Annotated in this window: 10 protein-coding genes and 2 pseudogenes; 6 read left to right on the top strand and 6 right to left on the bottom strand. The window is 58.8% G+C overall.

Annotated elements, in window-relative coordinates:
- Nucleotides 1-63: 63 nt before the first annotated feature.
- Nucleotides 64-1,455: a sensor histidine kinase gene (locus LIY36_RS22245; protein WP_226457179.1), complete on the bottom strand. Its 1,392-nt coding sequence runs from the start codon at nt 1,453-1,455 to the stop codon at nt 64-66.
- The gene (locus LIY36_RS22250; RefSeq protein WP_010564812.1) at nt 1,433-2,116 is read right to left on the bottom strand and encodes a response regulator transcription factor; all 684 of its coding nucleotides are present in this window, start codon (nt 2,114-2,116) and stop codon (nt 1,433-1,435) included. The genes LIY36_RS22245 and LIY36_RS22250 overlap by 23 nt, the downstream gene beginning before the upstream one ends.
- Before the next feature lie 412 nt (nt 2,117-2,528).
- Between LIY36_RS22250 and LIY36_RS22255 the strand changes: the two genes are divergently transcribed.
- Nucleotides 2,529-3,413 (top strand): hypothetical protein, encoded by an 885-nt coding sequence (locus tag LIY36_RS22255; protein ID WP_226457180.1) that lies wholly within the window; start codon nt 2,529-2,531, stop codon nt 3,411-3,413.
- Between the two features lie 99 nt (nt 3,414-3,512).
- Here the strand turns inward: LIY36_RS22255 and LIY36_RS22260 are convergent, their stop codons facing one another.
- On the bottom strand, nt 3,513-4,736 hold the full coding sequence (locus LIY36_RS22260) for a multidrug effflux MFS transporter (protein WP_226457181.1): 1,224 nt from the start codon (nt 4,734-4,736) through the stop codon (nt 3,513-3,515).
- A 92-nt stretch (nt 4,737-4,828) separates the two neighbouring features.
- On the opposite strand from LIY36_RS22260, the gene pdxR reads away from it, so the two are divergent.
- From pdxR to LIY36_RS22275, 3 genes and pseudogenes are all read left to right on the top strand, one after another.
- Complete coding sequence (gene pdxR / locus LIY36_RS22265; protein WP_226457182.1) at nt 4,829-6,280, top strand: MocR-like pyridoxine biosynthesis transcription factor PdxR; 1,452 nt, start codon at nt 4,829-4,831, stop codon at nt 6,278-6,280.
- Nucleotides 6,281-6,562: 282 nt separating this feature from the next.
- Nucleotides 6,563-7,462, top strand: a complete 900-nt coding sequence (locus LIY36_RS22270; protein WP_226457183.1) for a hypothetical protein — start codon at nt 6,563-6,565, stop codon at nt 7,460-7,462.
- An 84-nt stretch (nt 7,463-7,546) separates the two neighbouring features.
- Nucleotides 7,547-7,645, top strand: a pseudogene (locus tag LIY36_RS22275) (MurR/RpiR family transcriptional regulator); the annotation flags it as partial.
- A 345-nt stretch (nt 7,646-7,990) separates the two neighbouring features.
- On the opposite strand, the gene LIY36_RS22280 reads toward LIY36_RS22275, so the two are convergent.
- Nucleotides 7,991-8,887: a hypothetical protein gene (locus LIY36_RS22280; RefSeq protein ID WP_226457184.1), complete on the bottom strand. Its 897-nt coding sequence runs from the start codon at nt 8,885-8,887 to the stop codon at nt 7,991-7,993.
- Between the two features lie 496 nt (nt 8,888-9,383).
- Nucleotides 9,384-9,683, bottom strand: a pseudogene (locus LIY36_RS22285) (hypothetical protein); the annotation flags it as partial.
- 91 nt (nt 9,684-9,774) lie between these two features.
- On the opposite strand from LIY36_RS22285, the gene LIY36_RS22290 reads away from it, so the two are divergent.
- Entirely contained in the window at nt 9,775-10,689 is a 915-nt protein-coding gene (locus LIY36_RS22290; RefSeq protein WP_226457185.1) for a hypothetical protein, read from the top strand.
- Between the two features lie 65 nt (nt 10,690-10,754).
- Here the strand turns inward: LIY36_RS22290 and LIY36_RS22295 are convergent, their stop codons facing one another.
- Complete coding sequence (locus LIY36_RS22295) at nt 10,755-11,651, bottom strand: MurR/RpiR family transcriptional regulator (RefSeq protein ID WP_192299745.1); 897 nt, start codon at nt 11,649-11,651, stop codon at nt 10,755-10,757.
- Nucleotides 11,652-11,935: 284 nt separating this feature from the next.
- Here LIY36_RS22295 and LIY36_RS22300 point away from each other — a divergent pair, with 284 nt between their 5' ends.
- A complete protein-coding gene (locus LIY36_RS22300; protein ID WP_226457186.1) occupies nt 11,936-13,873 on the top strand; it encodes a bifunctional 5-dehydro-2-deoxygluconokinase/5-dehydro-2-deoxyphosphogluconate aldolase in 1,938 nt (645 codons plus the stop codon).
- Nucleotides 13,874-13,964 lie beyond the last annotated feature (91 nt).

Here is a 13,964-nt window from a genome sequence, read left to right on the forward strand (position 1 = left end):
TCTTTGACTGACACACCGCTATCGCGGGCAAGCCCGCTCCCACAGGGTTTTGTGGTGCCCGGGTTACTCGGGCATGAGCTGCTGCCGGCACTCCAGCACCAACCGCGCACCGCCGCTTTCACTGCTGCCCACTTCCAACTTGAACCCGTGCAAGTTGATGATCGCCGCGACAATCGACAAGCCCAAGCCAAACCCGCCTTGCTGGTCATTTTCATCCACGCGATAGAAGCGCTGGAACACCGCGTTGCGTTCGGCAATCGGGATGCCGGGCCCGGAGTCGTGCACTTCGATGCGGGTGCTGCCGGCGTCGTTCAGCGCACGCAAGATCACTTCGCCGCCTGGCGGGGAGAACTTGATCGAGTTGCTCAGCAGGTTGGCCAGGGCCTCGAACAACAGGGCACGGTCGCCGGTGATCCACGGCAGCGACTCCGGCGTATCGAGCACCAGTTGCAGCTCGCCTTCTTCGGCCAGCGGCAGGTAGAAGTCATGCAGTTCGCGCAGCAGCGGCAGCGGGTCCATCACCAGGAAGCCCGAGCGGCGCTGGTGGTCTTCCAGCTCCGAGATGCGCAGCAAGCCGCGAAAGCGCGCCATCAGGGTGTCGGTTTCGGTGATCGCATCGTCCAGTTTTACCGCGTAGTTGGAGTCCTGTTCGGCCTCTTGGCGGATGCGATAAAGCTGCGCACGCAGGCGGGTCAGCGGGGTGCGCAGGTCGTGGGCGATGTTGTCGCACACGCCCTTGACCTCGTTCATCAGCTTTTCGATGCGGTCGAGCATGGCATTGACGATGGCGGCAAGCATGTCCAGTTCGTCACGCCGATTCGACAGCGGCAGGCGGTGGGTCAGGTCGCCGGCGACGATGGCCTCGGCGCTGGCCTGAATGCCGCGAATGCGCCGCAACGGGCGGCGGCGCAGCAGGTGCCAGCCGGCGGCACCGGGGATGATGGTCAACGACAGCGCCCATAGCAGCGCATGCCAGATGATCCGGGTCACGCCAAACAGCGAACCATTGGCGCGCACCAGCACCAGCCAGCGGCCGTCGTCGGTGTGGGTGGCGACGGCGTCGCAGCTGTCCTTGGGCAACTTGGGGTCGTTGGAGTCGACGCAGTTGGCCAGGGTGTGGATCTTGCCGTCCAGCGGCAGGTCGGGCGGCACGGCGCGGATCGGGCCACTGAGCGGGTTGAATTGCTCGTCGAACAGGCCGTAGGCGTCCACGCCCTTCATGTCGAAGGTCATGCTGGTGGTCAGCGCTTCCACCAGTTCCTCACCGTCGAAGCGCTGGAACAGGTGCTGGCGTTGCATCAGCGAGTGGCGCGACAAGTCGCTGAGGTAACCGGACACTTCGTAATACAGCACCCCCATGAGGATGCAACTCCAGGCCACGAACAGCGAGCTGTACAGCGCCAGCAAGCGGCTGCTGGACGAGCGCCAGCCCTTAGAGGGGTTCAGCAATGACATAACCGGAACCTCGTACCGTGCGGATCAGCGGCGTGAGGCCCGGTGGATCGATTTTCTTGCGCAGACGGCCGATGTGCACGTCGATCAGGTTGGTGCCGGGGTCGAAGTGATAGCCCCAGACTTCCTCGAAAATCATCATCCGCGAGAGGATCTGCCCGGTATTGCGCATCAGGAATTCGAGCAACTTGTATTCGGTGGGCAGCAGGCTCAACGGCTGGTCGGCGCGGCTGGCTTCGCGGCTGATCAGGTTCAGCTCCAGGTCGGCCACGCGCAGTGCGGTTTCGAATTCCTTGACCGTGCTCTTGCGTCGCAGCAGCACCTCGACGCGGGCGGCCATTTCATCGGAGGCGAAAGGTTTGGTCAGGTAGTCATCACCGCCGGCGCGCAAGCCGCGCACACGCTCGTCGACGTCGGAGAGGGCGCTGATCATCAGGATCGGCGTCGACACCCCGATGGTGCGCAGGGTGGTGACGATGGCCAGGCCATCGAGCTCCGGGAGCATACGGTCGAGGGTGATCAGGTCGTAATCGCCGCTCACGGCGCGGACCAGGCCTTCGCGGCCGTTATCTACCCAATCTACGTCCAGTCCATGGCTACTCAGCTCGGCAACGATCTCGCGGGCTGTTACGGCGTCATCCTCGATGGTCAAAATGCGGGTCATAGGATTACCTGGTGAGCGATTCACACTAGAAGTGCGGACATTTTGCCAAGAAATGCCTGAACGCTTCCTAAATTAAACTTCATGTTGGCGCAACCAACAGGTTTTTTACTGGCTGGCGCTGGTCAATGTGGGAGCGGGCTTGCTCGCGAAAGCGGTCTGCCAGCCAACACACTTGTTTCCGAAAGACCGCATTCGCGAGCAAGCCCGCTCCCACACAGACCGAGTTCGGCTGGAGGTTGCATAACGCCTGCCCGGAGGAGGCTGTTCTTGCAAGTTGCATGGTCCTAGGAAGTTCAAGTTATTTAACTTGTTGAATATATTAGGTATTTAATTTTCAGGCGGCTGGCATGGTGCCTGCACTGTCCCTCCCGAGACATGTAACACCATTTTTCCTGCCGGGAGCAAAACAACAATGATCACATCCTCATCCACGTTGCAAGAATCGAGCACGCGCTCCGGGGTTTCCTGGGGCGCGATCTTTGCCGGGGCCGCTGCTGCGGCGGCCTTGTCCCTGATCCTGGTACTGCTGGGCTTCGGCCTGGGCTTTTCGGCGGTATCGCCGTGGGCCGACAGCGGTATCAGTGCCAAGGGACTGGGCATTTCCACGATTATCTGGCTGGCCTTTACCCAGATCGTCGCGTCGGGCCTGGGCGGTTACATCGCCGGCCGGTTGCGTGTGAAGTGGGCCAATATGCATGGCGATGAGGTGTACTTTCGCGATACCGCCCATGGCTTCCTGTCCTGGGCCGTCGCCACTCTGGTGGCGGCAACCTTGATCGTCGGCTCCGTCAGCAGTGTCGTCGGCGGTGGCGTGAAAGCCGGTGCCAGCGTGGCCTCGGGCATGACCCAGGCGGTCGGTACGGCGGTGAAGGGCGACGACTTCGGCTATTACGTCGACAGCCTGTTCCGCGACAACCGCCCGGTTGCCGTCAGCGATGACGCGGCCCACGGCGTGGTAGCGCGCATCTTCGCCCGCACCCTGAGCAACGACGGCCAGCTCGCCGCCGAAGACCGTGCCTACCTGGCCCAGTTGATCAGCCAGCGCACCAACCTCAGCCAGGCGGACGCCGAGGCGCGTATCGACAAGGTCTATGGCGATGCCCGTAAAGCCGTCGAGGATGCCAAGCTCAAAGCCAAGCAGGCCGCTGATACTGCCGCCAAAGTCGCTGCCTACACGTCGCTGTGGACCTTCATTGCCCTGCTGATCGGCGCGTTCTTTGCCAGCTTCGCTGCCACCTACGGCGGTCGCCGTCGCGATGCCGTGGTGTACGTCGAAACCGAACACTTTGTCCGTTAATTCAAGGAGAACATCATGCGCTCATTACTGCTGTGGTTCCTCGGGGTGCCTATCCCGGTCATCATCCTGATTGCGATTTTCATGCACTAATCCTGAGCCTTACTCGCTCAAAATGTGGGAGCGGGCTTGCCCGCTCCCACATTGGGTTTTGCGCAGGGTCAGCCAACTGACCACCAGTAGTGCACTCGCCAAAGCGGTCATGATCACCAAGGGCTTGGATGTACCATCGGACAACATCCCCGTCGCCCAACTGCTCACCGCCGTCAACAACATCTGGGTAAAAAAGAACAATCCCGACGCCGTCCCGGCAATCGCGCCGTAAGGCTGCAACACCGCCAGCTGACAGGCTGGAATCACCATCCCCACCGACACCATTATCACCACCATCGGCGACACGATCGCTAGCCATTCGCCCGGCAACACGGTGGTCGCCGCCGCGAGCATCATGCTGCCCAGCACATTCAACGCGATGGCGCCTGCGATCAACCGGTCTGGTTCGAACCGTAGCACCAGCCGGCGAAACAGGTTCGCGCCGAGCATGTAGCCGCTGATGGTCGCCGCAAACACCAGGGCATAGGCCGTGGCAGACAGGCCGTAGCCCCGCTGCAACAACGCCGATGACTCTGCAATGAACGGGAAATATGTGCTGTACACGCAGCCGATGGCCAGGGAATAGCGCAGGAAATATCGGTCGCGCAGGAGTTGGCTGTAAATGCGCAACAGATTGCTCGGCGGCGCGGCGGCGACGGCTGGCGGACGGGTCTCGGGCAGGCGGCGATACACCACCAGGCACAGCACGGCGCCAATCACGGCCAGCAGCACAAACAAGCCGCGCCAATCGATGAAGGGCAGCATCAGGCTGCCCAGCACCGGTGCGGCCATCGGCGAGACGGCCATGGCCATGGAGATCAACCCCAGTAAGCGCGCCTGCTCGTGGCGGTCGAAGTAGTCACGCACGATCACGCGGCCGATCACCGTGGGGCAGCAACCGCCGAGGGCCTGGAACAGCCGGGCGATGATCAGCACCGTGAGGCTGTCGGCCAGGGCACAGGCCACGGTCGCGACGACATACAGCAGCAGCCCCGCCAGCAGCACCGGGCGGCGGCCGAAGTGGTCGGTGAGCGGGCCGGCCACCAGCAGGGAAATCGCCGAACCGAGGGTGTACAGGGTCAAGGTCAGTTGCAGTTGGCTGTCGCTGCTGTGGAAGTAGTCGGCCATGGCCGGCAGGGCAGGCAGGTGCATGTCCAGGGTGATGCGCGGCAGGGCGATCAGTACCGTCAGCAGCACCAGCCAGAAGCTGGTGGAAAGGGCGCGTTGGGTCATGGGAGGTTTCTTCGCAAGGGGGAGGACTAAAACTCTAGCGGCATTGTGGTTTAATCCTGAGAGCCACTTACGGCTGAACTGACTGGACCACTATGAGCCGCGGAAAAGCTGCACCTGCCCTGGACCTGCCGCGCCCCGACAGCCTGGACACCGGGAAACAGCAGGGCGCCTACGACGCCCTGCGCGCGGCGATCCTCAATCGGCAGTTGCCGGCCGGCAGCCGCTTGCCGTCCACCCGCAGCCTGGCGCAGCGTTGGCTGGTGTCCCGTGGCACATTGGAAGCGGCATTTGATCGGCTGCACAGCGAAGGCTATGTGCAGCGGCTGGCCGGCTCTGGCACGCGGGTGTGTGCGGTGATCCCGGAGCAATTTATTGCAGCCCCCGTGACGAGTGCCGCGCCGCGCCGCGAGGCGGTGCCCGATCAACCGGACGCCGGCGTGCAAAGCCATGTGCCCTTCGTTGCCCGGCGCCCGGATGCCAGCCTGTTTGACTTGAAGGCCTGGGCCCGCTGCATTTCCCGTGGCGTGCTGACGGCGGGCCCGGGCGTGCTCGAAGCGGCCCATCCCGCTGGCCTGCCTGAGTTGCGCGCACAGATCGCCGCCTACCTGCGCAGCTATCGCGGCATGCAGTGCGAGGCGGATGAAGTGGTTGTCACCAGCGGTATTCGCCATGCCCTCGACCTGATTGCCCGCACCGTGCTCAAACCGGGTGACACCGCGTGTGTGGAAGACCCCGGTTATCCGCCGGCGCGACGCTTGTTCGGTCTGTCGGGCGCGTATGTCCACGGCATTCCCGTTACCAACGACGGTCTCGACACCGACCAACTCCCTGATACGGCACGCCTGGCCTACGTCACGCCTGCCCATCAGGCGCCGCTGGGCATGACCCTGTCAGTCTCGCGGCGCCTGGCCCTGCTGGACTGGGCCGCCCGCGCCGATGCCTGGGTGGTCGAAGATGACTACGACAGCGAATACAACTACAACGCCGCGCCGCTGGCGGCACTCAAGTCCCTGGACAGTGGCGACCGGGTGATCTACTGCGGCAGCTTCAACAAGAACCTGTTCCCTGGGTTGCGGGTCGGCTTCATGGTGGTGCCCAAGCGACTGCGCCGCTCGCTGCTGCGCACGTTGCAACTCACCGGGCATTCGGTGGGGGCCACGGATCAGTTGGGGTTGGTGGAGTTTCTGCGCAGCGGCGCCTTTGTGCGGCATTTGCGTGCTTCACGCCAGGCGTATCAGGCGCGGCGCGATGCGCTGCTCGCGTGCCTGGTGGAGCATTGTACGGTCAGCGGCCAGCAGGCAGGGTTGCACTTTGTGTTGTGGTTGCCCACGGGTGTGCCGGAGGGCGTGTTTTGCACACGTGCTGCCGAGGCGGGTTTAACACTGCAACCGCTGGGCAAGTTCTGTCATGAAGCGGCATTGCCACCAGCGGTGATCATCGGCTACACCGCGTTGACGCTGGCGCAGATCCGTTTTCACGGCGATGCGTTAGCTCAACTGTTAAGAGGGGGTCAAGATTCACTTGGACCAGCTTGCGCGCCGTGATTGGCGGGATGTTAACGACATTCAAATTGTCATACCTATCAGGCCCTGGCCCTACGCCATGGCGCATCGCTGAGCTTGATCCCAGTACCGATGATCTACTGGGTTCGCGCACGGATTCTCGATCAGCTGCGCAATTTGTCATTCCAGCAGCGTACACCTGATGTGCCGCTGTAATACCTGTCAGGTTTCACAGTAGACACGTTTTACGGGGGGCTACTAGCATGGGCCGTAGGGTGATGTCCCCTACACAAAGGTAACTTACTGGCGGTAACGGAGGCGCAGATGACTCATTCAGCGAGTGTGACGAATAATCAAACCATCGGAACGGCAGAGGCGGATATACACAATATTGAAATTTTGCCTCCCACCTATAAGTTTAAAGATGATGGTACTAATACACGGATGTGGAGGCGTGATGGAAGAATTTATATAAGTGTTCGGCAAAGCCTTTCGCATATTGGTATGACGGGTCATTTTTTGACGTTTAGGTTTCGCGACTTAAATCCCGGGGAAACTAATGTAACGTTTGATTTTTCAAACCCGTCTGAGATTTTTTCCACCTACACAGTCAATAACCATCAATCCAGTAAACCCCACACGTTCGCCTCCGGAACGATGACGGTTTCGCTTGCCAGTAGCGGTGATCATTTGACGGCGACGTTTTCCGGCAAGGCCTACTCAGGATTGGGCAATGAGGTAACGATCACAGCTGGCGACTTGGACCTGAAAGGTTTTGAAGCAGTGCCGTCGAGTAGAATGACTCCGTCTGGATCAGTCGTCAGAGAAGGGTACATAGCGGGTTTTATCGATGGAGGCCCGGATAGTGTCTCTGATTTTATAGCCACTGATGTGGAGCGGATTTACGTGCCCCAGTGGGGTTCTCAGCCGGCCTACTGGCTAGTTCGCGGGTTTTGGGTTGCCGGGCAACCCGCTGTCACGCGCGTCATCGTTATCACACTCGTTGAGGGTCAGGACGATCCCGAATACGATTTATCCAGTGATGACAAAGCGAGTGTCAGTTATACCATTCACAGCCAGTCCCTTATTGGTTCGGCGTACACGGGTGTTTTGAAATTCAGTGCTCTCCCTGGAACGGGGGAAGCTCGAGGTTCCTTCGATTGCCGCATGCGTGGGAATGCCGCCACTGATTATCAAGTGATTGCAGAATTCTTAGTCCGGTAGTCATTTGGTTTTTATGGCAGCGGTGCTTAAGGATGCCGGGAGGTCGTCTCCCGTTGAATTAATCATCAAACCCAACTTGTTCATGCGACGTTGTGTTTGTGCCAGGCGTTGTTTATGGCGGTGGCGTACCGCTTGGAATTGAAGGTGGATGAGATTCACGAGCAGGTGGGATTCGAGAATTGATCGTCCTCAATCAATAAACGTCTGGCTTTGAATTTTCGTAGGAAAGCCAGGCTCATAAATCCGGTATACCTGGGTCGCATTGAAACCTGACCCCAACCTGGCCCATCCTTAAACATCGCGCTTAACGTAGTAATGACCAACCATCTGAGCAGGGTCCGAAAAGTCAAACGGCCGCGTCCCCCCCCTGAGCCATATCCGCAATTGCTAGCGCACAACAATCCGACGCAGCCCCATTGAAAAACGGCCATGATCATCAACTATTATAGGACCGAGGAGCCCACCCCATTGCAGACTTACTGCCATGAAGGATAACTCGGGGTGATCGGTAAAAGTATCAAACTGGCCTTATGAAATTTTAAACGTGAATTTTACCGAAAAATCCGGATAGCCAGCCCCGCTTAATGTGCAGTCAACCGTGCCTTCCGCTGTGCCGGTTTCGGGGCGCGTGACAAAATTGAGCATTCCACTGGAACTTTGGTCATAGTATGAATTGCTCCAGTTAAGGTAAGAAACATATACCTTGTCATTGGGAGATAAATCAAACGAACTGCCAGTTTGATCAGCGTCGAGTTTAATAGCGATAGAATTCACTGCGTGGGGAAAGGAGGCATTTTTCCATTGCCCGGTTATGGTCCACCGCGCCTTGTTTTCAGGCAAAGAAGTTTCCGGCCAGTACTTCAGTTCAACGTCAGTGGCCGTAAAGCTGGGATGAGGGAAGGGGCCACCTCCCACGCTGCCGTGCATAGTGCCTGTACCAAGAAGAGCGGCGCCTTGATAACCGAACGCTGAATCAGGCGTGATAAAACCCTTTAGACTTATCTGGCCAAAGGTAAAAACAGCGTGTTCCTCATTCCAATAAGCCACACCCTGAAAATTACCGTTTAAAGTGTCGATTGGATCAAGTGCAACGCTCAACGTGCCCTCTTCGAACCTAAATGTTTTATACACCCCACCCCGAGTAGCAGCGTAACGCGCCCTGACGTCGGTGGAGTTTGAAAGGTCATAAGTGGCCTGTCCGCCGGGCAGCATATCGGGAACCTCAATGTAAATACTATGGGACTCCAAGTGACCGCTTGAAAAGCGCTCAATAACAAATATGTTTATATTTTCATTGTCACGATACATGCTCACTTCCGCACCCGATTTAAACTTGAAATAAGGCGGAATACTATTGGGGCTGTGAACGTCCGCGGTGACTAGACCTATTGTCTGTCCTCCCTTTTGGTTCGTTGACTGCGTCATCTCATACGTCCTCTATCAGGTTAAACAATGATGTGTCGTCCACACGTCAGATCAACAATACCCCACAAAGAAAATCAAAAGACACTGTCAACATTGACAGGTATAAACCTATCGGTTATCTCGAGCGCCAGTTATAAGCCACCCTGCATACAAGTTCGCGTATCATTCAGCCCGGTTTTTTGGGTAGAACCGTATGATCACGCCGAGCGCCGCCGCCGACATCAACCCTTTCAGGCGCTGAACCCTTTGTTTCACTCGCGGCTGCCTGTGTCATATCAACACTTCGCTTATGAGAGACTTAAATCCGCAACTTCTGCTCGACTATAGGGACTGCGGAAACCTCTGAATACTGCTAACTATGAAAGGTATGAGAAGAAGATTTTTTACTACCCATTGAACTAACAAACCGTTGTACGTTGGATTTCGTGCACTTGGGAATGGCCGTTTGAATCACTGGTGATAACTCCAAGGCTGCGTGGCCCCCTCCGCACCCAAAGGCAGCGATGCAGCCCATGAACGCGCCCATCAGCAGGGTAATGAAGGTCCACAGCGAGGCATAGGCAGCCACCTTCGCAGCAGTATCCTCGGCCTGCTTGGCTTTGAGCTTGGCATCCTCAACGGCTTTACGGGCATCGCCATACACCTTGTCGATGCGCGCCTCGGCGTCCGCCTGGCCGGCCTGCACGCTGCCGCCAACGACACTGCTGACAGAACCGACGATCAGCGTTGCGGCCACCAACGTGGCAACGGCCCAGGCCAGGAAGCCATGGGCGGTATCGCGGAAATACACCTCATCATACCTGTCAGAGTTGACAGTAGGCACGCACGGACCTTGTTGATAGGTTGGAGATGAAACTCCAATGCTCCGGAACAGTGAGATTAATCCCATGAACCAGTCCAGCGTTGCTCAATCACTTGAAACTTCGGGCTTTGTCAAAGCTCAGGTTGAAAATCTTCAAGTCCCTCCGGGCAGTCACCATTTCGATTCGACCACCGGGCAAAATTTTTTATGGCAATCGGGTAATTCGTTCACCGTGCTAAGCCGTCAAGTGTTTCCAGCAGGGCTGTTTAGTGCCCACACGTTCTTCTTTGAATTCTCAGGCTTGATCCCCGGAGGAGGGAGTCGGGTATATGATTTTTCAGACTCGACGTCGGTGAAAGGTGATTACTCGGCCACTTATCTGGGTGAGCTGAAGATCTATACGTTCTATGAAGGCACCGTCACGGTAGACCTGGACAACAATAATCGTCTGAGGGGCAGTTTCACTGGCGTAAAAGGGCGGTGGAATAATGAGGTGATCGCGAGTGAGAACGGCACCTTGGATCTCGCCGGTTTGACAAGGTCGGTCGTGAGTCTTCCCTTCGGCGATCCATCCGTTCTAGGTGTGGGCCAGATGCATGGCAACTTTTCAGGCGGGCCCTTTCCGAGCCTGAGTTTCAGGTCCGATGAGGTGCAAATATCCCGGCTGGAGGGAGACCCAGATATTCCCCTTCCTCCCTACAGTTGGACAAAGGCCAGGCAATTTGATCAGGACCTACCGGTTTATAACACCCTTGTCGGCGTGTTCCTCTCCACGGATGCACTAGGCGATACATTTGATCTTGCGCAACCCGGCGGGGCGCGGATCGAGATTCATCGTATTGCAGACCGACTCTTCGCCCGAAGTATATCTGGGGTCCTGAGCTTTACCTCGCGCCCAGAAAACGATAGGTCAGCGGGTAGTTTCGACGCATCATTCGAGCTGTCTGACGGCACTCGCTTTTCCATGAAGACGCAATTCGATATCTATGATCCCAAATGACGTTCTTGCGCTGACTGCGGGGAGGTGCAATATCTTCTTGCAGTCAGGCTGCAGTATCGCCAGGGTCAATCGTCGAACCCAACCTGCTCATGAATCTCATCCACCTTCAACTCCAAGCGATACGCCACCGCAATAAACAACGCCTGGCACAAACACAACGTCGCGCTCAATGAGCGGAAGGCAAATGACGACCCCTCATTCACCAGCAGCACCGCGTTCGCCCGCTTGGCCAGAGGCGACAGGTTGCTGTCGGTGATGATCAACGTCTTGGCCTGATGGTGCTGGGCGATACGCAGGCAGTGCTGGGTCTCTTTGCCGTAGGGCGTGAAGCTGATGGCGATCACCAGGTCATTGGCGCGCACGCTGCGCATTTGCTCGCGGTAGCTGCCGCCCAGGCCCGAGATCAGGTGGATGCGCTTGTTGGTGTGCTGCAGGTTGTAGACTAGGTAATCGGCCACCGCGAACGAGCGGCGCACGCCGACCACGTAGATGTTGTCGGCATTCACCACCAGGTCCACGGCTTTTTCGAAGGCCGCGTCGTCCAGTTCCAGGCCCAGGCGCTCGATGCCGGACAAGGTCGCGTTGACGCACTCGCGCGCCAGGTCGCCGCCGCTGGCCTTCTGGGATTTGTTGGCGATCATGCTGCGGATGCGCTGCTGGTAGTTCTGCACCGGCGTGGTCTTGTGGGTGTAGGCCTCGCGGAACAACGCCTGCATCTCACTGAACCCGCTGAAGCCAAAACGCTGGGAAAACCGCACGATGGCTGAAGGGTGCACTTCGCATTCGCGGGCGATGTCGCTGATGCGGTCCACCATGATGCGGTCGCTCTGTTGGCTCATATAGCTGGCGATGCGCTTGAGCTGGCGCGGCAGGCTTTCGTATTCGTCGGTGATCAGCTGCAACAGGCGCTCGGCATTGATCGGAGGGCTGGCGAGAGCGTCTTGTGAAGGGGTCTCGGGCATGGGCAATCCTTCTGTCTTGTTCGTCTGTTGCGCTGATGGGTGGCGCAAGTCTACAGGGTAGGCGCAAAAAAATACCCCGGCATCACGGCCTGCGTGGCCTGCTGAAACGATGCACGGTGGCTGGCGTGCCCCTATGCTGACGTATTGGAAAAAATATTCCACTAAAAATAATTCTAGAATAAATATTGATTGATGCCAGCGGACGTTCTAGTCTGCACCCACCAAGAGCGTTTGCCGTCGCCACGGCGGCACAACGCAGGCTGATAAAAATAACAGGAGCCAGCATGGGCCAGACTCGTTTTGCCAGTGGGCGTCAATTGGATCTGATTTGCCTCGGGCGCCTGGGCGTCGACCTCTATGCGCAGCAAGTGGGTGCGCGGCTTGAGGACGTGTCCAGCTTTGCCAAATACCTCGGCGGTTCCTCCGCCAATATTGCGTTCGGCACCGCACGGCTTGGGCTCAAGTCAGCGATGTTGAGCCGGGTCGGGGATGACCATATGGGTCGCTTCCTCGTGGAGTCCCTGGCCCGTGAAGGTTGCGATGTCAGCGGCATCAAGGTCGACCCGGAACGTCTCACCGCGCTGGTGTTGCTCGGGCTCAAGGATCGCGAGACCTTCCCCCTGGTGTTCTACCGCGAAAACTGCGCCGACATGGCCCTGCGCGCCGAAGACATCAACGAAGCCTTTATCGCCTCCAGCAAAGCCTTGCTGATCACCGGCACGCATTTCTCCACCGACAGTGTGTACAAGGCCAGCATCCAGGCCCTGGATTACGCGGCCAAGCACAACGTCAAGCGTGTGCTCGACATCGACTACCGCCCGGTGCTGTGGGGCCTGGCGGGCAAGGCCGATGGCGAGACGCGGTTTGTTGCCGACCAGAATGTCAGCGCCCATGTGCAGAAAATCCTGCCGCGGTTCGACCTGATCGTCGGCACTGAAGAAGAATTCCTGATCGCCGGCGGCAGTGAAGATTTGCTCACTGCGCTGCGCCGAGTGCGTGAACTGACCCCGGCGACCCTGGTGGTCAAGCTTGGCCCGCAGGGCTGCACGGTGATCCACGGGGCGATCCCTGCGCACCTGGAAGACGGTGCGATCTACCCCGGCGTGCGCGTTGAAGTGCTCAATGTCCTCGGCGCCGGCGATGCGTTTATGTCGGGCTTTCTCAGCGGCTGGATCAATGACGCCAGCGACGAACGTTGCAGCCAGTTGGCCAACGCCTGCGGCGGCCTTGTGGTGTCGCGCCACGCCTGCGCCCCGGCCATGCCGACTCCGGCCGAACTCGAATACCTGTTCAACAGCCCGGTGCCGATTACCCGTCCCGACCAGGACGAAACCCTGCAACGCCTGCACCGCGTCACGGTGCCGCGCAAGGCCTGGAAGCAGTTGTTCATCTTTGCTTTCGATCACCGCTGGCAATTGGTCGACCTGGCGCAACGCGGCGGCCAGGACACCACGCGCATCAGTGCGATCAAGCAACTGTTTATCCAGGCCATCGAACGCGTGGAGCGCAAGCTCGCCGAGCAGGGCGTCGACGCCGATGTGGGCCTGTTGGCAGACCAACGTTTCGGCCAGGATGCGCTCAACGCCGCCAGCGGTCGCGGCTGGTGGATCGCGCGTCCGGTGGAAGTGCAGAACTCGCGGCCCCTGGCGCTGGAACACGGCCGTTCGCTCGGCAGCAACCTGATCGCCTGGCCCCAGGAACAAATCATCAAGTGCCTGGTGCAATACCACCCGGACGACGAACCGCTGCTGCGCCTGGAGCAGGAAGCGCAACTCAAGGCGGTGTATGACGCGTCCGTGGTCAGCGGCCATGAGCTGTTGCTGGAAGTCATCCCGCCCAAGGATCACCCGTCCACTTACCCGGACGTGCTGTATCGCAGCCTCAAGCGCTTGTACAACCTGGGCATCTACCCGGCGTGGTGGAAGATCGAGGCGCAATCGGCCGAGGACTGGAAACAGCTCGACGAACTGATCCAGGAACGCGACCCGTATTGCCGTGGGGTGGTGTTGCTGGGGCTGAATGCGTCGGCCGAATGCCTCGCCGATGGCTTCCGGCAGGCCAGCCAGAGCAGCACCTGCCGTGGTTTCGCCGTGGGCCGCACGATCTTCCAGGAGCCGAGCCGCGCGTGGCTGGCCGGGGATATTGATGATGAGACATTGATTCAGCGCGTCCAGGCGACCTTTGAGCAACTGATCAATGCCTGGCGCAGTGCCCGAACCTGAACCCAGTTCCAAATGTGGAATGCAATCAAATGTGGGAGCGGGCTTGCTCGCCAAAGCGGTGTATCAGTCACAGCATCTTTATCTGACACAC

Origin of the sequence: Pseudomonas sp. AF03-9 (genome assembly GCF_020515815.1) — a bacterium.
GTDB lineage: Bacteria > Pseudomonadota > Gammaproteobacteria > Pseudomonadales > Pseudomonadaceae > Aquipseudomonas.